The organism is Corallococcus carmarthensis (genome assembly GCF_003611695.1).
GTDB classification, from domain to species: domain Bacteria; phylum Myxococcota; class Myxococcia; order Myxococcales; family Myxococcaceae; genus Corallococcus; species Corallococcus carmarthensis.
In genome coordinates, this window is sequence record NZ_RAWE01000041.1 from 1 (window position 1) to 19,947 (window position 19,947).

Here is a 19,947-nt window from a genome sequence, read left to right on the forward strand (position 1 = left end):
CCCCCACGCCCGCGCCGGACCGCTCGCCTTCACCCGCGCGTCCCGCGCCACCGAGCATCTCCATCTCGGTCGGACGCATCGAGATCGTCGGCAGCCGTGCGCCCGCGCCACGGCCGGTCGCGGTGCACGCGCCGCGCTCGCATCAGATCGAGCCCGGGCTCCCGCTCGGCCCTTTCGGCGGGAGGTGGTAGGTGGCGACGTTCAACAACCTCTACCACGCGACCGAGGCCATCAAGCACGTCCTCGAGACGCGGATCATCCCGGCGCCGGGCAACGTCATTGCCGGCCCTCCGCCCGACAACGCCATCACCATCGAGGAGCTTCGGGTGTCGCTCCTCTGGGTCAACGAGCAGGCGGGCCACAAGAACGACGGCTACATCCGGAACCCTGACGGCACGTCGTCACCGCCTCCCGCGTCACTGTCCCTCTTCGTGCTGATCACCGGCTACGGCGAGGACCCCGAGACCAACTCCGCCGGCGCCCACCGCCTCATCGGCGAGGTGCTGCGGATCTTCCACTCGGAACCGCACATCGAGCTGCCCATCCCGGCGCTCCCGAGCAACAGCGGCAGGGGCCGGATCTCGCTCAGCCTGGTGCCGCTCACGCCCGACCTGATGGAGAAGCTCTTCTCTCCGCTGCAGATCAAGCACCGGCCGTTCCTGCTCTACGAGGTGGGCCCGGTCCAACTCGTGAGCAGGCTGGCCGCGACTCCGGTGTCCCCGGTGGTCGCCCCGGGAGGCGTGGTCCTGACCGGGCCCTCCATCGCGACGCCGCCCAGGATCGCGCGGCTCGTGCCGAACAGCCTCGCTGAAGGGGGCTACCTGCGCATCGACGGCGCCTTCTCGTCTCCCGTCGACGCGGTCTGGATTGGCACCCGGAAGTTCGTCACCGGCGGCTTCGACGTCATCGAGCCGGGCCGCTCCCTCGGGCTCAAGCTGCCCACGGCCGGACCGGGCGCGATCGAGCCGGGCACCCACCGCGTGTCGGTGATGAGCGGCAAGGTCGGGTCGGAGCCCGCAGACCTTCGCGTCGTCCCGGCGGGTACCTGGTCGGTCGACGGGCCGAAGGCCCTCTCCGTGGCGAAGGGCGCGCTCTTCAAGCTGGAGGGGCAGGGCCTCGCGTCCGCCACGCAGGTGTACCTCTGGCCGGACAGCGGCATCTTCGCGCCCAGCGACGTGCATCGGGTTGGCGGCCTCACCGTCACGCCCACCTCGGTCGAATTCACCGTGCCCAACCTGCTTCCCGGCGACTACCGGTGCTCGGTCGAGCTCACCCTCGGGGCCTCGGTGCCGTTGCAGTTCACGCCGTTCGTCAGCGTGGAGATCCGGGCATGAGGGACGCCGTGCCTGCTCCCGTGTCCGCGCTCGCCCTCGCGCGCGAACTGGCGCTGCTTGGCGCGGAGGCCGCTGTGCGTGAGCGAGAGACCTCCACGTTCGACGTGGCGGCGGGGTTCGCGCATGCGCCCGACCGGTTCCGTGAGCTGGGCGCCCGGATGCGCGCGTGCCTGCTGCAACAGGACCCGATGACGGCCCGGCTGCGTGGCCGGCTCGGCCTCTCCGAGGAGGGCACCTGGCTCGTCGTCCTTGCCGCCGCGGTCGAGGCCCACCCGGAGTGTGCCGCGGCAGCGAGCATCCTCGCCGAGGATGAGCGCGTGCACCTGGTGACGCCGGCCGCGTTCGCCCGGCTCCTCGTGTCCGCGCAGGGCGTCCCCTTCGAGCGCGCCCTGTCCGAGGCGATCGCGGGGGGACCGGCGGAGCGCATGGGCCTGCTGGAGCGCATCGAGGTGGCCGTCCAGAAGCCGCTGGCGCAGGTGCCCGTGCGCCTTTCGCCCGCCGAGGCCCGGCGCCACCTGCTCGGAGATGTGCCCGACGTCGAGCCCTCGCAGCTGGCTGTCACGCGCGAGCCTCCCTCCCGCATGCTCGGGCTGCCCCAGGCACTGGTCGAAGGGGCCCGCGCCATCCTCGACGAGGAAGGGGTCCTATGCCTTCGCGCCGGGACGGCTCGCACGTCGCGTCAGCTTGGACTCGACCTCGCCTCCGTGGCTGGCGAGACGGCCTTCCTCGTTGGCACGGGCGCGGACGAGCCGCCGGACGCGGCCGAGGTGATGCGCCTGCGCGGCGGCCTCCCCGTGGTGGACCTCCACACCGCCTGTCAGTCGCGCCCCTTTCCGGAGGCGTGGATCCGGATGGTGTCGCGGCACCTCCCCGCCGTGGTGCTCCTCGTGCCCCACAACGCGTACACCGGCTCCTGGCCCACGGTGGATCTGCCGGAGCTCGATCTCGGTGCGCGCCGCCGCGTGTTCGAGGCTGAGTTCGGCGAAGGGCCGGTGGCCTCGGCGCTGGCCCTCCGCTTCCGCTCGAGCCTCGACGAGGTGCGCGCGGCCTCCCGTGCCGCCGCCACGAAGCAGCGCCTCTCGGGCGGAGCGTCCTCCGGGATCGACGCGGAAGGCGTCGCGACGGAGCTCCTCGCCCAGGGCGCGCGGAAGATGGGCCGGCTCGTCACGCACCTCTCGTCGCGCGCGGTGTTCGACGACCTCGTCGTGCCCCCGCACCTGCGCGACACGCTCGTCGACATCGTGGGCTTCTATCGTGCAGCGCCCCGGGTGCGCGCGGAGATGGGCCTCTCGGGCACCTCGCCGCTCGGCCGCGGCCTCTCGTGTCTGTTCTCGGGGAGCCCCGGCACGGGCAAGACCTTCGCCGCGCAGTGCCTCGCGAGCGCGCTCGGGCTCAACCTCTACCGCATCGACCTCAGCCAGGTCGTCTCCAAGTACATCGGTGAGACAGAGAAGGCGCTGTCGCGCGTGTTCGAGGAGGCCGAGGCCGGGCACGGCATCCTCCTCTTCGACGAGGCCGATGCGCTCTTCGGCAAGCGCAGCGAGGTCAAGGACGCGCACGACCGGTACGCCAACGTGGAGGTCGCCTACCTGCTCCAGCGCATGGAGTCCTTCGAAGGCATCAGCATCCTGACGACCAACCTGCGCAGCAACATGGACACCGCGTTCCTGCGCCGCCTCCGGTTCGTGCTGGAGTTCCCCATGCCCGACGCCACCATGCGGACGTCGCTGTGGCAGCGCTCGCTTCCTCCCGCCGCGCGCTGGGCTCCCGGGCTGGACCTGCGGCCCTTCGTGGAGCGCTTCACCCTGGCGGGCGGGAGCATCTACAACATCGGTGTCTCGGCGGCGCACCTCGCCGCGGCCGAGCCCGACGGCCTCGTGCGTATCGAGCACCTGGTCCGCGCCACTTACCGGGAGCTGGAGAAGGTCGGGCTCGGGCGCTCGCGGGAGGACTTCGGGCCGCTCGCCGTCCATCTGCCGGGCCAGGAGCAGGAGCTGAACGGCAAGCCCAGGGTCTGGGCGCGGGGGCGCGCATGAGCGGCATCTCCGTCCGCATCGACAGCATCTCCGTGCTGGGCCTCTCCGAAGGTGCCGGCGAGCAGGCCATCCAGGCGACGGTGCAGGACGCGCTGCGCAGGCTCGCCGAGCGCCTCGCGAAGTCTCCCCTCGCGCGCTCCGGAGTGAAGGAGCTCGCCCTGGAGAGGCTCTCGCTCGACGCGCTCCCCGCGGACGAACTGCTCTCCGAGCGCGGCGCGGAGCGGCTGGCCGACGAGTTGTACTCCGCCGTCATGAGGAGGTTCCCGTGAGCGATCCTGTCAGCTACCTGCGCGGCGCCTTCATCGCGTATGAGCCGGGCGGCTACCCGAACGGCGACAAGCGGGTGATTCCGTTCCGCTTCAACCCCGAGATCTTGACCCGGGCCTTCCAGGTCGAGCAGGGCAAGAGCGGTTCGGGCACCGAGGGCGCGGCGAAGGGCTCCGGCAAGGGAGAGCAGGGCGCCGACGCCGCGAGTGGCAACGTCAAGCAGACCCTCACCGTGCAGGTGCGGTTCGACTTCGACGACCGCCTCCAGAGCGCGGAGAGCCTGCCCGCGGAGCTCGGCATCCTCCCGGAGGTCAGCGCGCTCGAAGGACTGCTCTTCCCGGCGGAGAGCCCGCAGGACCGGAGCTCAGACGGCAAGGAGCCTGTCAAGGCACGCAAGCAGCGGCCCACCGTCCTGTTCGTGTGGGGCAAGAAGCGCGTGCTGCCCGTCCGCATCACCGGGATGAACGTCAACGAGACCCGCCACAACCGCGACCTCAACCCCATCCGCGCCGAGGTGGACGTGCAGCTGGAGGTCCTCACCGACGCCGACGCCAAGGACAACAAGGCCGTCCAGGACGCGCTCTCCTTCACCGCTTCGAAGCGCTCGGAGATGGCCCGGCAGTTCCTCGACACGACGGCCGCGCAGGGCACCAACATCCTGCCGCTCTGAAGAAAGGCGCTCACCTGTGATCGACAAGACGAGCCGCTACGCGAAGACCCCCACGGACACCGCCACCGACGCCTCGGGAGAGGAGGTCACCCTCGTGTCGCTCCGCGAGATTCCGGCGACGGGCGGCGTCTTCTTCCACTCGCCCGGCGAGGGGGAGCGGCTGGACAACCTGGCCCAGCAGTACTTCCGCGATCCGAAGAAGTTCTGGCGGATCTGCGACGCCTCCAGCGTCCTCGACCCGTTCGACGTGCTCGTCCCCGGACGGCCCGTCCTCATCCCGCCGAACCGCTGAGGAACCATGCCGGATCCGCGAATGCTCGTATCCATCGATGGGGAGCCGATCGAGGCCTCGGTGCTCGGTCTGCTCACCCGTATCGAGGTGCGCGAGAGCGACGCGGACCCGAGCTTCCTCGCGCTGCGGTTCAACGCCACGCAGTCTCCCGAGGGCGAGTTCTCCCCACTCGACGAGGGCCTCTTCGTGCCGTCCGCGAAGGTCTCCGTGCAGATTGAACCGCCCGGCGGCAACTCCGTGCGCCTCTTCGAGGGCTTCGTCACGCACGTGCGCCCGCACTTCGAGTCCGTCGAGTCGAACTGCTACGTCGAGGTGCTCGCCATGGACGCGGCCGTGCTGCTCGCCGCGGAGGAGCGGGTGGAGGCCTACCCCGACGTCACCGACACCGAGGCCGCGGAGAAGGTCTTCTCCCGCTACCAGCTCACCTTCTCCGGCGAGACGACCGGCACGCGCCACGAAGAGAAGAAGCAGCTGCTCGTCCAGCGCGGCACCGACTGGGAGCTGGTCCAGCGCCTGGCCCGGCGCAACGGCTTCGTCTGCTACCTGGAGCCCGACCCGCAGAGCGGCGCCGTGACGGCGTACTTCCGGCCGCGCGCCATCAAGGACACGCCCCAGCCCGACCTCACCCTCCTGCGGGACGATCCCAACCTCAAGTGGCTCGACCTCCAGGCCACGATGACCGGGCCCGCCCGCGTGAAGGGCGCGGCCATCGACCCCATTGGCAAGCGCATCGTGCGCTCCGACGGCAGCCCCAAGCTGGACCCCCTGGGCGAAGCGCTGATGGGCGATGCGCTGGAGAAGGGGTTGAAGCAGGCGGGAGCCACTGGCTCCGTCACGCTCCTACGCGACCCGTTCCCGGCGGAGACGGCCATCGCTGACGAGGGCTCGGCCGCCACCGACCGCGCGCTCTTCGGCGTCGAGGCGAGGGGCGAAGTGGACACGCCCCTGTACCGCGGGCTCCTCCGCGCGCGCCGCCCCGTGCTGATCAAGGGCGTGGGGCGGATGTTCGCGGGCGTCTACTACGTGCGCGCCGTCCGGACGACCGTGGATGAAGGGGTGATCAGCCAGACCTTCGTCGCCGAGCGCAACGCGCTGGGCCTCTCCGGGAAAGAAGACTTCGGCCAGAGCGCCGAGGAGGTTCCGCCGCAATGAAGGTGGAAGACCTGCTGCGCGCGTTCGAGGAGCGGTTCCTGCACCGCTTCTATGGAAAATACGAGGGCGTCGTCACCGACAACGCGGACCCGCTGGAGATTGGCCGCCTTCGCGCGAAGGTGCCCGCCGTCCTGGGAGAGGACGTCGCGACGGGCTGGGCCCTGCCGTGCGTGCCCTACGGAGGCGGAAAGGACCGCGGCTTCCTGTTCACGCCGGAGGTCGGTGACACGGTGTGGATCGAGTTCGCGGCCGGTGACCCGAGCCGCCCCATCTGGTCCGGCTGCTTCTGGGGCGCCCCGGAGAGCACCGGCCAGGCCGACGACCTTGGCACCGAGAGCGGCACGGAGGTGCCCACCTCCGAGGGCACGAAGGCCGGCCCGATGAAGCACCTGCTCCGGACCAAGGCAGGACACCGCATCTTCCTGGATGACGACGGCGAGGTCGTCGTGCTCGCCCACGGCGGCGACAAGGTCGAGCTGCGCCTGACCAAGGACGGGGAGCTGATCATCAAGGCCGACAAGATCAAGCTGGGCGACTCCGCGCAGCAGGCCGTCGTCCTGGGCGACGACTTCATGCAGCTCTTCAACAGCCACACGCACCCGACCGGCGTCGGACCCTCGGGGCCACCGGCCCAGCCGATGCAGTCCAGCCACCTGTCGAAGAAGTCCTTCACCGAATAGGCCCGCCATGCCCCTCGTGCTCGACACGCTCAAGACCCAGCTCGAACAGACCTGGCTCGTCCCGGAGGGCGGCTCCTATCCCCAGGACGTGAACGCGTCCGCGGACCACTTCGCGACCGCGGTCTCCAGCTGGTTCGCGGCGGGGCAGGCCGCGGGCATCCCCTGTGCGACGGCGCTCGCGCGCAAGTCCCAGCTCGCGTCGGCGGCGGCGGGCGCGCTCGCCGCGCAGTCGGCGCAGGCTGCGGGCACCCAGCTGGCCATGGGCGTGGCGGCGTACATGGCGGGCCAGAGCTTCCCTCCCGGCACGGCGTCGTTCCCGGCCGCGGCGGGCGCGGCGGTGTCGCAGATGATCGCCGTGTTCTCCGACGTGGACGGGTCGGTGTCGCAGAAGGCGCAGCAGATCGCCACGGCGTGCACGCTGCTCGCGTCCACCACCCTCGTCATCTTCCCCATTCCGCCCGGCCCTCCGCCCGCGCCCATCACCTGAGGAGGACACCCCATGGCCGATCGCTTCCTCCAGCATCCCTTCCGGTTCGGTGCCCAGGGCGGGGTCGCCGTCATCGACGACGCGGACAAGCACCTGCGCGACAAGATCCTCGCGGTCCTGTTCACCGCGCCGGGCGAGCGCGTCAACCGGCCGGACTTCGGCGTGGGTCTGAACCGCGCCGTCTTCGACGAGCTCAACGACCTGACGATTGGCGCGCTGGAGTTCCGCATCTCGCAGTCGCTCCGCCGGGACATCGGCGATGAGGTCCTGGTGGACGGCGTGGACGTGGAGGCCTCGCCCGAGGACGGGGAGCTGCTGGTCAAGATTGCCTTCCGCCGCCGCACCGACCGCAAGCCTCGCAACCTGGAGGTGAGGCTGTGACGTCCCCGTGGCTACAGTGGTCCGGCCGCCATGGGACCTCGCAGTTCCAGGGCATCGACTACCTGGAGCTGAAGCTCCTTCCCGACGAGCAGGCGCCCACGTCGGCCACGCTGGTCGTCCACCTCCAGCGGCCCTGGGTCGCCCCCCAGTTCTCGGAGAAGAGCTTCGCCATCTCCGGCGGCCTGCGGATCACCGACGTTGGCTTCACCTACGTGGGCGAGGACGGCGCCCAGAAGACCGTCACGCTCGCGCTCTCGAAGGTCGGTGATGCGTCTGATTACACGTTGACGCTCCTCTCCGCCGGAGATGGGCCGTCCAGCCCGCGGGTCCACCCCTTCTTCGGAAGCGCGACGTTCGAGTTCACCCTGAGCTGCGAGCGCGGCGACTGCCGGCCGCTCGCGGAGCAGCCCCCGAAGGCGTTGCAGCCGCGGCCCGCGGTGGACCTCCTCACCAAGGACTTCGCGGGCTTCGTGCAGATGTTCGGCGACTGGGTGCGGGTGAAGAACCCGGCGTGGGCCGACCTGTCGCCCGCGGCGCTGGAGCGCGTGCTCGTGGAGTTGCTCGCGCACCACGGCGACTTCCTGAGCTACTACCAGGACCGCGTCGCCAACGAGGCGTTCGTCGACACGGCCAGCCAGCGGTACTCGCTCCGCCAGCACGCGGAGATCCTCGGGACCCGCCTGTTCGACGGCACCGCGGCGGAGACGCTCCTGTGCTTCCAGGCCCTGAGCGACGGCTACCTGCCCGTGGGCGTCGAGATCACGACCCCGGCCGGAGCGAGCGGCGCGGAGGTGGTGTTCTGGCTCACCGAACGGTCGCGGGTGCTCGCCGCGCACAACGTGCTGCCGCTCGCCGCCTGGCCCGGGGCGGAGGACGCCATCATCCCCGCGGGCGCGAGCGAGGTGCTCCTCTGGGGCACGATCGAAAACCTCTACGTGGGCCAGCCGCTGGCGTTCCTGCAGGGCAATCACTTCTCCACCACGCCCCCGGCCGAGCCCGTCCCCCCCGCGCAGATCGTGACCGTCACGGCCTTCCGCCACGAGCGGCTTCCCGGCTGGACGGCCTCTGCTTCCGACGCCCCGCACACGAACGAGTCCGAAGTCACGGTCGTCGCGTTCGAGCCGCCGCTCGCCACCGCTGTGCGGCCGGCGTGGGGTGAGCCGGACGCGCTCCGGATCCACGGTAACCTGGGGCGGGCCCGGTTCGGCCGGTCCCGGCAGGATCGCTACAGCCGCTCCGAGACGGCCTTCTCTCGCGACCGCCAGAGCTACGTGCTGGAGCGGAGGCCGGGGTTCTCGCACCTGCTGCTGCGCGCACTGCGGCTGTCAGAGACGCAGGTCGTGTTCGAGTCCTCGGTCACGGCGGCGGGGCTCACGGTGTCCTCGGTCCGGGTGGAGCTCTCCATCGGTTCGGAGAAGTGGCAGCGGGTGGAGCACCTGCATGCCTCCCAGTCGTTCGACAGGCACTTCATCGCGACCTCCGACGAGGACGGCTCTCTGTGGTTGGAGTTCGGTGACGGCAAGCAGGGTCGCGCCGTCGAGGTGTGGTCCGAGGACGCGCTGAGCCAGGCGCAGCAGAACAGCGAGCAGCTCCCCGGCGACATCGTGGTGGACTACCGCACGGGAGACGCGGTCGCGGGCAACGTGGGCGCCGGCGTCCTGACGCGTTTCGTGCCCGGCCAGTCCTCCGTGGCGGGCTTCACCGGGCTTCGCGGGGTCAACGTGCTCCCGGGCAGGGGAGGGCTCCGGGCCGAGACTCGGGAGGCCGTGCGCCTCCGCATTCCTGCGTCGCTCCGGCATGGTCCCGTCGAGCGCGCCGTCTCGCTCGCCGACTACGCCGCGGCGGCCGCCACCGTGAAGGACGTGGGGCGCGCGACCGCCAGGCTCCTGGGTGGACCCTTCAACGCGGTGCTCGTCCTGGTGGATCCAGAAGGACAGGCGGGGCTCTCCGAGCCGCTCCGGCAGGCTGTGTTCGACCGCATCGATGCGCTGCGCATGACGGGGCGGGAGCACTTCGTGAGCGCCGCGGAGTACGTGCCCATCGACGTGCGGCTCGGCATCTGCGTGGAGCCGGGTTCGCTGCCCCACCGCGTGCGTTCGGCGGTCCTCGCGGCGTTGCGCCCCGGCTCCAGCGCCAAGCCGGGCTACTTCCACCCGGACCGGCTGAGCTTCAGCGACGGGCTGGAGGTCGGTGAGCTGCTCGCGTTCGTGCAGCGCATCCCGGGGGTGCGGTCGGTCAAGGCCCTGCGGTTCCGCAAGCTGAAGGTCCTGTCTCCGAATGAGGTCGAGTCGCGCATCACGCTCGCGCCGACCGAGGTCGTCCGCAACGACGGCGACGACGACATGCCGGACCACGGCAAGTTGAAGGTCCTCGTCGTCGGACTCGACGCGGGCGTCACCGAGAAGGACTTCGTCATCGAGGAGGTCGTTGCCCCGTGAGCCGCCCACCGCGCTTCCGCACCGCGTACTCCACCACGGGCGAGCCCCTCGCGGGCCAGTCCGTGCTCGACTACCTGCCGGACGAATTCGCCGACCTGCTCGACGAGCAGCGGACGCTGGCCTCGCACGAGCTGGGCTTTCCACCCTCCACCGCGCAGGGCGACTTCGCCGGCACGCTGATGGAGCTCGCGGCGCTCCTCGGCCACACGCTGGGCGCCTATCAGGACCGGTACGCGAACGATGCCTTCCTGGGCACGGCGCTCACGGCGAAGGCGCTGGTGCGCCACGGACGCCGCCTTGGCTACGAACCTGGACCGGGCCTCGCGGCCACCGGGTACGTGGTGCTGACCCTCAAGGACGGTGTGTCCGGCACCGTGCTCCGGGGCCTGGCGATGGGCTCGGCGTCCGTGGGCGAGAAGAAGGCGCAGGACTACGAGACGACCGAGGACGTGGCCGTCAGCGCGGCATGGAGCGAGCTCTTCCCGTACGACGCGCTCGCGGTCCTGCCGCTCGCCGGCAAGTCGACGTTCGAGGTGGAAGGGACGGGCTTCGGCATCGAACTGGGCGACTTCGTGGTCATCGAGCGGGGCAGCACCCTCACCGCACACGAAGTGAGCGCGCCGCCCGTGGAGGATGGAGGACGGACGCGGCTCACGGTGAAGCAGCCCCTCACCGGGAGCAACGGCGACTACCCGGGTGCCGTCGTCTGGGCGAAGCCCGCGCACGACCTCCACCTCTTTGGCTGGGACACGCCGGCCTCCTCCTTCACGGAGGCGGAGCTGCAAGGCGGCGAGCTTCCGGCCAGCCCCGGGGCGTACCCCGTCCACGGCTACACCGTGACGCCCGCGTACGACGCGAACGACCTCTATCTGTCCGAGGAGATCAAGAAGTCGGTCGCCGGTTCTCCTGGAGTCCTCGTCACCAGCGCGGGGCCCTCGGCGCTCAAGGTCACGGCGGAGACGTCCAGGAACGTCACGTTCTCGAAGATCCGCCACGTGGTCGTCCAGATTCCGGCGGACCCCACGAAGCCGACCGGGCCCCAGGTCACCGTGCTGGATGAGAAGCCCACCGTGAGCGTGGCGAGGACCGTGACCGCCATCCAGGCGAAGGCGGGCGGCACGTCCCTGGTCCGCAGCGGCCAGGCCATCCGGACGAGCCGGTGGCTCCTCGGCTTCGCTGTGAAGGCGCCCCTGGTCGCGACCGGGCCCAATCCGGTGACCGTCACGCAGCCCGGCTCGACGCCCGTCCGGCTCGACCGCCAGGCCGCGGATCTGGAGCCCGGCCGGCTCGTCGCGCTGGGAGAGCGCGGGGGGGCAGGGCGCTTCGAAGTCGTGCGCCTCACGTCGGTGGGGTCGTGGGCGGACGGCGCTGGTGCCGTGCGGACGCAGCTCACCTGGGAGCCCGTGGAGCCGCCCGAGGCTGGCGCCCCGTGGGCGCTCGGGACGCTTCGCATCCTGGGCAACGTCGCGCGCATCTCCCACGGGAAGACCGCGACGGAGGTGCTCGGCGGCTCGGATGGGAGCACGCCCTTCCTGCGCCTCCCGCTCAAGCAGAAGCCGCTCACGTACCTGCCCTCACCGGACGGCGCCGAGCCCGAGTTGGAGGTCCGCGTGGCCGACGTCCTGTGGAGCCGCGTCGTGGACTTCGTGGCGGCGTCGCCGGAGGACCGGTGCTACCTGGTCCAGCGCGACGAGACCGGCACGGTCAGCGTGGTGTTCGGGGACGGCATCCAGGGAGCCATTCCTTCCTCCGGGAGGAATCACATCGCCGCGACGTACCGCACCGGCATCGGCCCGGATGGCGACGCGGACGCCTTCGCCGTGAGCCGGCTCAAGAAGGCGCATGCCCTGGTGGAGCGCGTGGCGAACCCGCTCGCGGTGAAGGGCGGCGCGGCCCCGGCCGAGCCCGAGGAGGTGCGCACACAGGCGACGGGCTACATCCGGACGTTCGACCGCGCCGTGTCCGTGGAGGACCACAAGCAGCTCGCGCTGCTGTTCCCCGGCATCGTGAAGGCGAGCGCGGAGTGGACGAAGATCGAGGGCGACCTGGAGGGGATCCGCGTGGTGGTCGCCGACGCGAAGGGCACGGCCGCGACCGCGTCCTCGGTGAAGGCCTTCCTCCAGGCCCGCCGTGACACCACCGTGCTGCTCGACGTGGTGGGCCCCGAGCTCGTCGGGCTCAAGCTCAAGCTGGTGCTGGAGAGCGACCCGGCGTACCTGCGGGAGACCGTCGAGCGGGCGGTCCGTGACGCGCTCTGCGGCACCTCGGAGGCCGAGCCGGGCCTGTTCGCCTTCGTGGCCCGCGACCTGGGACAGCCCGCGTTCCTGAGCGAGGTCTACGAGCGCATCGAGCGTGCACCCGGCGTGCGCTTCGTCGAGCTGCGCCTGTTCGACACCCTCGAAGAGGTCGGCAAGGGCCAGCCCCCACGGGTGGCCGATACCGTCATCGCGTCGCCGAAGCAGATGCTCGTGCTCGCGCCCCAGGACATCGAAATCCTTCCCCCGGAGGCCCCATGAGCGGCGAAGGCGGTGACACCCCCACGCTCGACCCCGGCGTCCGTACCCTCGTCACGGACCTGCTCTATTCGCACCTGCCGGCGCTGTACCGCGTCGTCGACATGGCCGAGGGAACGCGCGAGCCGCGGAAGTCCCTCGCGCCCAAGGGCGTGGAGGAGCTCTACAAGTTCCTGCGCATCCTCGCCGCGCCCATCGCGCGGACGCGTCAGAACATCGAGGAGCTGCACGCGGACCTCTTCATCGACAAGAGCGCCGATTGGATCCTCCCGTACCTCGCGGACATGATCGGGATGAGGCTCGTCTTCCCCGAGGCTCCGTCCAACCGGCGCGACGTGCGCGGCACGGTGGGCTGGCGCCGCCGCAAGGGCACTCCCTCCATGCTGGAGGAGATGGCGGGAGACCTCTCCGGTCAGCTGGCGGTGAGCCGCGAGGGGTGGAAGCGGATCCTGCTCGCCCAGGACCTGGACCTCTACCGGCCCGAGCGGACGATCGCAGGGCTTGGGCCGGCGACGGTCGCCGAACGCGCGTCGGGCCCGCTCGATACGTCGTTCCACGCCGTGGATCCGCGCCGGATTGGCCGGACCACCGGGCGCTACCACCCCAAGCACGTCGCGCACTGGCTGTACCCGACGAAGCTGTTCCCCGTCACGGAGGGAACGGCGAGGGACCGCACGCTCTACGACGGCGGCGGGGCGCCCAAGGTGGATTACCGGTTCGCGTTCAACCCGCTGGGCGCGGACGTGCCCCTGCGGGTGCGGCGCGCGTCGGCGGAGGACCGGCTCGCGGGAGATCGCGTGCCGCCGCTGCACTTCGCCGCGCGCCCGGGTGATTACTTCGACCAGGAGGGTGGCAGCGGCGCGCGCTTCACGGTGCGCTTCACGGGCCTGCCTGCCGCCGTCGCCACGGCTTCGAAGGAGGCGCGGGCCTCCATCCGTCTGCCCGCGGAGCGCGCGCTCGCCGCGGACCTCTGTGACGTGCTGCTCCTCTCGCACGTGGCGGAGCGGCTGTCGTCGCCGGTCCGGGTCGGAGTGATGGCCGTGCCGCTCACCGGCGCGGATGCCAACGTGCCCAACACCGCCGCGGGCGTGCTTCGCGGCGAGGTGCGGATTGAAGCGCGCGGTGGGACATCGTCCCTCGGCGTGGCGGGGCCCGTGGCGGGCCCGTATGCCGTCATGCTGCGGCTCGTGGCGGACGGGGGCGCGGGGTACTTCCCGGGCGCCGTCATCGAAGTCGCCTGCCGCGCGCCCTCGGCCGCGATGCCGCCCTCGGATCAGCGCCTCGCCGCGATGGGGTTCCTCGCTGGCGCGCTCGCCGTGGAGCTCCCCGCGACGTGGGTGGTGGGAGAGCGGTGGCTGTTCGTCGCGGCGGACGGCAGCGTGTACGACGCGGATCCTCCCGGCACCGCGCTGGCCGTCACTCCCCAGGGGCTGCGTCTGCCCGGAGAGGCCCTGTCCGCGGGACCGGGACCGGCGTGGCCCCCGCTGCCGCTCACCTCCGAGCCCGAGCCGTGGCGCGGCATTCCCTCCGCGACCGCACGGGGGCCGGTGGTGGTTCACGGTCCACGCGCGCTCGACGTGTCCGGGGCTCCGGCGACGGCGGGCAACACCGTGGCGCTGCGGCTGGTGTTCGCGCTCCGGGTGAAGACCCTCATCCGCCCCTTCCTCCAGCTTGCATGGACGGGTTCGGATCCCACGGCGGTCACCGCGTGGAAGGCCTTCAAGGAGGATGGCACCAACGTGACGAGCGCGGCGGAGCTGCGCGCGGCGTGGGCGTTCTTCGCGCAGGAGAACGCGGCCTCGCGGGACGATGCCGAGCTCTGGCTCCGGCTGGAGTCCGATACACAGCGCATCCTCCTGCCGTCCTGCGAGGTGTCGTTCACGAGCGACCAGTCGGAGGCGGTGCTCATCCATCTTCCGGCGCTCGAGACGAAGGTGCCACCGCTCGCGGGGTGGTCTCCGTCACTCGCCTTCGCGAGCGAGGCCGTGTCGGTGAGGCTCGACGGTTCGACGGTCTGGGCCGGCAGCCTGCAGGTGGCGCGCTTCGCGTGCGGAGCCATCACTCCCATTCACGAGGCGAAGACGCTCCGCCGCCGCCAGCTCCGGCAGCGCACGCTGTGCTGGTGGAAGAACGAGGATCCGATGAACCCCCAGCTCGGCCTCGCGACGCCAGCGGGCTTCCTGGACATCGATCCCGCGCACGGGCTGTTCTCGTTCGCGAAGACCGAACCCGCGGCGCCGTTCACCGTGGCCTCGGTGCACACGGGGGCCGCGGGCTGGCCGCCGCGCCCGGTCACGGTCGACTTCCTGGAGGGCTATTCGTTCCACACCGGGGCCCGCCCCGACGCGCGAGAGCCCCTGCTCGCCGAGGAGCTGCCAGCGCCGACGCGGCTCGTGCTCGGAGGAGGCAGCCTGCACCGGGGCGCCCCCCTTTCGTATCAGGCACTGCCACGCTACTCGACGCTCGGGGAGGCGCTCGCCGCCGTCGTCGCGGATGGCGTGAAGGCGGCGGCGCACGAGGTCATCCAGCTTGAAGACAGCGCGACGTATGCGGAGAGCGCGCTGGTCTGGCCGGCCAACGTGAAGTCGCTCACCGTCCAGGCCGCGGAGCTCCACCGGCCCGTGCTCCTGCTCGGCGCGGCGTGGTCGAGCGGCGCGCCCCCGGCGTACGAGAAGCTGACGCTGCATGGGCTCGCGATCCGGCAGACCACCTATCCGGGGGCGCCGCCGGTTCCGGCCACGCTGGCCCTGGACCTGCCGCCCGCCACGGAAGTCGAAGTGCGGTTCTGCACCGCGCTGACGCCACACGACCTCTGGAGGTTCACGGCCGCGTCCGGCTCGGACACAGCGATCCGCCTCTTCCGCTGCCTCGCGCCCAGGCTCCAGGTGAACGGGGCCGCCACCGTCATGGTGGAGGAGAGCGTGCTCGACGCGGCGGGCGGGGCGGCCGTCCAGGCCATCGACAGCGAGGTCCGCTTCGAGCGCTCGACGGTCGTGGCGCTGCGTGCGGACCTGGGCGGAGCGCCTGCGGTGGATGTGCGCGTCATCGAGGCGAGCGAGAGCCTCTTCACCGACGTGGCGCGGGCGCGTGACCGGTTCCACGGCTGTGTCCGCTACAGCCGCGTGGAGCCGGAGAGCCTGCTGCCCCGCAGACATCGGGTCACCGAGGACATTCCCCTGTTCGTCACGCGCGACCGGACCGATGCCGCGCACCTCCGTCTGTCCGAGGAGTGCCCGAGGACCATCGCGCGCGGCGCGGAGGACGGCTCGGAGATGGGAGCGTTCCACGGCGCGAGGTTCGCGCAGCGGGGCGACGCGTTGCTCACGAGGTTGATCGAATACACCCCCGCGGGGCTCCAGACGGGGCTCCTGCGGATGGACTAGCGCGCCGGGCCACTTGGTCCGGCATGACCTGAGACACCGGCGAGAGAACGACAATGAAAGGTGATTTCACCAGAGGCCATCGCCCGGATGCGCGGCGCAAGGAGAAGTACCGGCGCGTGCTCCTGCAGGAGGGGCGGCTGGTCCTTGATAGCGATGTCGCGGCCAGCGTCGACGCTGCCGACACGCTGCTGCGTGACCTGGCGTCGGACGTGGGTTGCGAGCAGGGCAGTCCGAACCTGGGCTACCTCGCGACGCCGGGCCCGCTGCTCGCGGTGTTCGAGACGCTCGACGGCGTGACGCTGCCAGCACCGGGCGGCACGTTCGTGGCGTACCGCGACTACGGCGCGAAGTACCACGAGCGCTTCCCATCCCTCTACGTGGGGGCGAAGGTGGCGGGTGGCTTCGTCTCCATCCACGCCCGCCGCAAGCTGGGCAAGGCCCGGTATCCGAAGGTCCGCCTCTGGCTGCGGGCCAACGCGAGCGTGGAGGTCAAGATCCAGGGCGTCAGCGCGGGGACCGTCGCCGCGAACGACGCGACCCACTTCAAGTTCTACGACGTCCAGGTGCCCGCGGGCGCGCCCTCCGAGTACGACACGTTCGAGATCGGCTTCTCCGCTGCGGGCGCCTCCAACGAGGCATGGCTCGGCTTCATCGAGGGCTTCGAAGCCGCCACCAAGGCGCCGCTGTTCTCGTACACGCGCGGCCGGTACTACCTGCAGGGCCTCGCGGTCGAGTCGGCCGACGACGGGATGTTCTGGGAGTCGACCTTCCCGACCAGCAAGGGCTTCGCCTCGGGGGACACGACGCCTGCCGCGGGGAGCTACGTGGTCGCCTACCTGGAAGGGTGGGAGCGGCTCATCACGCGCATCGAGGACGGCGGCATCCTGGAACAGGCGCTGGGCGGCGTGCTCGACACGACGGTGCGCTCGAAGGCGGTGGGCCAGGTGAAGCTCGCCGTGTTCGCGATCGACGGGACCAATCCGCTCACGGGCATGGACGACGTGCCGGCTGCGTTCGCGAACGTCGATGCGGGCACGGGCAAGCTGAAGCTCACCACCAAGGTGGCCCCGGACAACCTGGACCCCTGCGCGATTCCCGAGGCCGGCGGCTACACGGGCGCGGACAACCGCTTCTACCGGTTCGAGGTGCACAAGGGCGGCGAACTCGGGAACGTCGAAATCAAGTGGTCGAAGAACAACGGCTCGGATGTGTTCGCCGTCGCTGCCGTGGCGAACACGCTTCAAAGCCTGACGCTCGCGCCCGGCGCCGAGGTGAAGGACGGTGACCTCATCGAGCTGGTCGACGAGACCGACGACCTGGGCGACGCCGCCCCGGCCCAGGTCGCGCTCGGGACGAAGTCCTTCAAGGCCGCGCAGCGCTCGGCCGGACAGCTCTTCTACGCGGAGACGACGGCCACCTCCGGACAGCTCAAGCTGCGCGACCCGGTGACGCGGTTGCCGGTGAACGTGCCGGGGGACTTCGCCAACAAGGTCCAGGCGCCTCGCAAGGCGCGCGTCTGGCACGGTCTGCTCGTCACGAAGCCCAAGACGCTGGCGGACCCGCCCGTCACCGTGTTCGACCTGGGCGATGGCATCACCATCGAGCTCTCCGGCGCGGCCTTCCGCCCGGGGGACTACTGGCAGCACGAAGCGCGCAAGATCAAGGACAACCAGAACGGTCCCTGGCAGGAGTCACCCCACGGTCCGGAGCGGCTGTTCGCGCCGCTGGCGCTGTTCCAATACACGGGCGAGACCGCGCCGCTCCTGCTCGTGCGCTGGTACGACCACCAGTACTCGGCGCTCTGCGAGCTGAACGCGGACGACATCGCGTACGACGGCGGCAAGGTCGGCACCGACGCGGACACCGTGCAGGAGGCACTCGACGAGCTGTACGAGAAGGAGGACGGCGGGTGCTGCGACGTGTCGCTCTCGCCCTCCGAGGGCCAGGCGGATGACACCGCTCGCATCCAGAAGGCCATCGACGACGCCGTCGACGGCGGGACCCTCTGCCTGGAGCGGGGCATCTACCGGATCCACGGGACGCTGAACGTCGTCGGCAAGCGGGTGATGCTCGCCGGGTGCCCGCACGCGACCCTGCTCGGCCTTGGGGGCGACGCCCCGGTGTTCTACGTGCATGGGGATGCGTGCCTCACCCTGCGCGATCTCCTCGTCTTCGCGCGCGACACCTCGGGTCCCATCGTCCAGCTCACGCTGTCCGGGGATCCGCCGGGAGGCGAGGGGTCCGAGAAGGTCGTCCTGACGCGGCTCCGCCTGGAGCGGTCCGCGCTGGTGCACCCCGGGATTGATGGAATCGCGATCCGCGTCGCCAAGCCCGAGCTGCCGGTCCTCAAGCCCGGGGTCGTCACGCCGTTCGTGCTGTATCCCGACGCCCGGGGCGGCACGTCCATCCACGCCGAGGACTCCATCCTCCTGAGCACATGGGGCGTCCTCGCGGAGTACGTGTTCGAAGCCGAGCTCGTCGAGTCGGTGGTGGTCTTCGAAAAGGCCGGCCTCTACGCCAAGACGGTTGGAAGCCTGCGGCTCCGCGGCACTTCGTTCCAGGGCTGGTTCGATCAGAACCGTCGCAAGGCCCTCGCCGAGTCGATGGACGAGGAGCTCGAGAAGGCAGTCACGAAGATCCTCGAGTCGGACGTGCGCTACTTCTCAGGGGACAGCGTCGGCGTCGCGGTGGGAGGACTTGAGTATGGGCGGAGCGTCATCGAGCGGTGCGCGCTCTTCTGCGGAACCCCGGTGTTCCTCGGGTACACGTACGACTTCGAATCGATCGGCAACGACTATGTGGGCTCCAGCATGAGCGTCCGGATCGACTACCTGCTGCGGGGCCGGATGTCCGGGGACCGGTTCACCGGGTACGACCCGGCCGGGCTCTGGCTCCCCTGGGTGGCCGATTCAGTGGACATCGAAGGGTGCTCGTTCACGGGCCAGCGCGGCATCCTCTGCGCGGCCGGGTTCGATGGCAGCGTGCTGCCCACCTTGGAGAACGTGTATCCAGGGATCCGTGCGCTCAACATCCACAACAACCGCTTCTCGGTCTACTACGTAGGCGTCCAGCTCGGGCCATTCCTCAAGCCGAATGACGAGGAAAGCAGTCCGCCCGTGGTGAGCATGGTGGGCGTCGCGGTGACGGCGAACGTCTTCCGCGATGTCTCCGTGGGGGTCGCCTGCACGCTCAGCGCTCCACCCCCCTGGGAGGGGGAGCAGGGCGTGCACCTTCAGCGGCTGCGCATCCTGGACAACCAGATTGACGCCGCGGTCGGTGTGCTCGCGCTGGGGAGCGACGTGGCCGTGCGGGGCAACACCGTGCGCGGCCAGCAGGCGATCGTCATCGACGACGTGCTCGGCGTTCCAATGCTCAAGGCGAGGCAGATTGGCCTCTACCTGTCCGACGGCGGGTACCTTGCCGTCCAGGACAACGTCATCTCGCTGATCGCGCTGTCGCCGCTCGAAGAGGGCGGGAGCGTGGGCATCCTGCTCTACGAGCGTTGGACCGAAGGCGAGCGCGAAGACATCCAGGTCCAGGACAACACCGTGACCGCGTCGGTTCCGTTCTGGGCCGCCGCTGGCGAGACGGGCGCTGGGACGCACCGGCTCCTCCTGGAGGCGAATCGCTTCACCGGGCTTGGATGCAGGAGCGAGCAGCTCTTCGACTCCACCGTGCGGAGCAATTCCTTCACGGGCGGGCTCCGGATCTTGAACTCGGGCAACAACGTCGTGTCCGGCAACCGGCTGGAGGCGCCCCAGACCAGCCACATCGCGCTCGGTATCACCCAGGCGTGGGGGGAATGGCAAATCGAGGACAACCGCGCCGAGGGGAGCATCGTGCTCACTCCGTACGTGTACACATCCGGCAAAGTGGCGAGCACGTCCCCGCGCTTCATCGAGTCCATGCAGCAGTGGGTCGACCCGGCGAACGGGGTCGCCAGGGGGACCGTCTCCGTCATGGATGCCCAGTCGGTCGTCCAGCCCTATCTGAAGGCGCTCGCCGTGGGCACCCTCGACAAGGAGAACGCGTACCAGGCGCAGGTGGAGGGGAACTGGGCGACGTTGGACCTGGTCATCGGCTGGCCGAACGTGACCGTCAAGTCGTTGCACGACACGTATCCGGGAGCAGTCGCGGAAGCGAACTCGGGGATCCAGATCGTGGGCAACCGGGCCGGCGGCATGCTCATCACGAACACGTACGGCCGGCTCGTGTTCGCGAACAACTACGCGGTGGACTTCAACATCCCGGCATGGAGCCAGACCGGGGCCATCACCGCTCCGAACTTCAACGCACCCTGATCAGGAGGACGCG

At 70.6% G+C, this 19,947-nt stretch carries 14 protein-coding genes; all 14 read left to right on the forward strand.

What is annotated here, in order from left to right; translation table 11 throughout:
* Positions 1–191 (forward strand): hypothetical protein (locus tag D7X32_RS46235; protein ID WP_208752418.1); only part of this gene is annotated, 191 nt, incomplete at its 5' end.
* Positions 192–1,334 (forward strand): Pvc16 family protein, encoded by a 1,143-nt coding sequence (locus tag D7X32_RS13985; protein ID WP_120603042.1) that lies wholly within the window; start codon positions 192–194, stop codon positions 1,332–1,334.
* Positions 1,331–3,370: an ATP-binding protein gene (locus D7X32_RS13990; RefSeq protein WP_120603043.1), complete on the forward strand. Its 2,040-nt coding sequence runs from the start codon at positions 1,331–1,333 to the stop codon at positions 3,368–3,370. Before D7X32_RS13985 ends, D7X32_RS13990 begins: the two co-directional genes overlap by 4 nt.
* Positions 3,367–3,639 carry a hypothetical protein gene (locus tag D7X32_RS13995; protein ID WP_120603044.1) on the forward strand — a complete coding sequence of 91 codons (273 nt, stop codon included), beginning with the start codon at positions 3,367–3,369 and terminating at the stop codon, positions 3,637–3,639. The genes D7X32_RS13990 and D7X32_RS13995 overlap by 4 nt, the downstream gene beginning before the upstream one ends.
* Positions 3,636–4,307 (forward strand): CIS tube protein, encoded by a 672-nt coding sequence (locus D7X32_RS14000; protein WP_120603045.1) that lies wholly within the window; start codon positions 3,636–3,638, stop codon positions 4,305–4,307. The genes D7X32_RS13995 and D7X32_RS14000 overlap by 4 nt, the downstream gene beginning before the upstream one ends.
* Positions 4,308–4,323: 16 nt before the next feature.
* Positions 4,324–4,599, forward strand: coding sequence for a LysM domain-containing protein (locus D7X32_RS14005; RefSeq protein WP_120526610.1), 276 nt, complete (start codon positions 4,324–4,326; stop codon positions 4,597–4,599).
* Between the two features lie 21 nt (positions 4,600–4,620).
* Positions 4,621–5,751 carry a phage late control D family protein gene (locus D7X32_RS14010; protein WP_158625676.1) on the forward strand — a complete coding sequence of 377 codons (1,131 nt, stop codon included), beginning with the start codon at positions 4,621–4,623 and terminating at the stop codon, positions 5,749–5,751.
* On the forward strand, positions 5,748–6,431 hold the full coding sequence (locus D7X32_RS14015) for a phage baseplate assembly protein V (protein ID WP_120603047.1): 684 nt from the start codon (positions 5,748–5,750) through the stop codon (positions 6,429–6,431). Before D7X32_RS14010 ends, D7X32_RS14015 begins: the two co-directional genes overlap by 4 nt.
* A 7-nt stretch (positions 6,432–6,438) precedes the next feature.
* Complete coding sequence (locus D7X32_RS14020) at positions 6,439–6,918, forward strand: hypothetical protein (RefSeq protein WP_120603048.1); 480 nt, start codon at positions 6,439–6,441, stop codon at positions 6,916–6,918.
* 12 nt (positions 6,919–6,930) lie between these two features.
* Positions 6,931–7,299 (forward strand): GPW/gp25 family protein, encoded by a 369-nt coding sequence (locus D7X32_RS14025; RefSeq protein ID WP_120603049.1) that lies wholly within the window; start codon positions 6,931–6,933, stop codon positions 7,297–7,299.
* Entirely contained in the window at positions 7,296–9,737 is a 2,442-nt protein-coding gene (locus tag D7X32_RS14030) for a baseplate J/gp47 family protein (RefSeq protein ID WP_120603050.1), read from the forward strand. Before D7X32_RS14025 ends, D7X32_RS14030 begins: the two co-directional genes overlap by 4 nt.
* The gene (locus D7X32_RS14035) at positions 9,734–12,253 is read left to right on the forward strand and encodes a baseplate J/gp47 family protein (protein WP_120603051.1); all 2,520 of its coding nucleotides are present in this window, start codon (positions 9,734–9,736) and stop codon (positions 12,251–12,253) included. The genes D7X32_RS14030 and D7X32_RS14035 overlap by 4 nt, the downstream gene beginning before the upstream one ends.
* The gene (locus tag D7X32_RS14040; protein WP_120603052.1) at positions 12,250–15,633 is read left to right on the forward strand and encodes a serine/threonine-protein kinase; all 3,384 of its coding nucleotides are present in this window, start codon (positions 12,250–12,252) and stop codon (positions 15,631–15,633) included. Before D7X32_RS14035 ends, D7X32_RS14040 begins: the two co-directional genes overlap by 4 nt.
* Positions 15,634–15,749: 116 nt before the next feature.
* Positions 15,750–19,934 carry a DUF6519 domain-containing protein gene (locus D7X32_RS14045; protein WP_158625677.1) on the forward strand — a complete coding sequence of 1,395 codons (4,185 nt, stop codon included), beginning with the start codon at positions 15,750–15,752 and terminating at the stop codon, positions 19,932–19,934.
* Positions 19,935–19,947 lie beyond the last annotated feature (13 nt).

Excerpts from the sequence above, each read along its gene's own strand:
- D7X32_RS14025 (WP_120603049.1), top strand. The coding sequence starts at position 6,931 with ATGGCCGATCGCTTCCTCCAGCATCCCTTCCGGTTCGGTGCCCAGGGC.
- D7X32_RS14020 (WP_120603048.1), top strand. The coding sequence starts at position 6,439 with ATGCCCCTCGTGCTCGACACGCTCAAGACCCAGCTCGAACAGACCTGG.
- D7X32_RS13990 (WP_120603043.1), top strand. The coding sequence starts at position 1,331 with ATGAGGGACGCCGTGCCTGCTCCCGTGTCCGCGCTCGCCCTCGCGCGC.
- D7X32_RS14015 (WP_120603047.1), top strand. The coding sequence starts at position 5,748 with ATGAAGGTGGAAGACCTGCTGCGCGCGTTCGAGGAGCGGTTCCTGCAC.
- D7X32_RS13995 (WP_120603044.1), top strand. The coding sequence starts at position 3,367 with ATGAGCGGCATCTCCGTCCGCATCGACAGCATCTCCGTGCTGGGCCTC.
- D7X32_RS14010 (WP_158625676.1), top strand. The coding sequence starts at position 4,621 with ATGCTCGTATCCATCGATGGGGAGCCGATCGAGGCCTCGGTGCTCGGT.
- D7X32_RS14040 (WP_120603052.1), top strand. The coding sequence starts at position 12,250 with ATGAGCGGCGAAGGCGGTGACACCCCCACGCTCGACCCCGGCGTCCGT.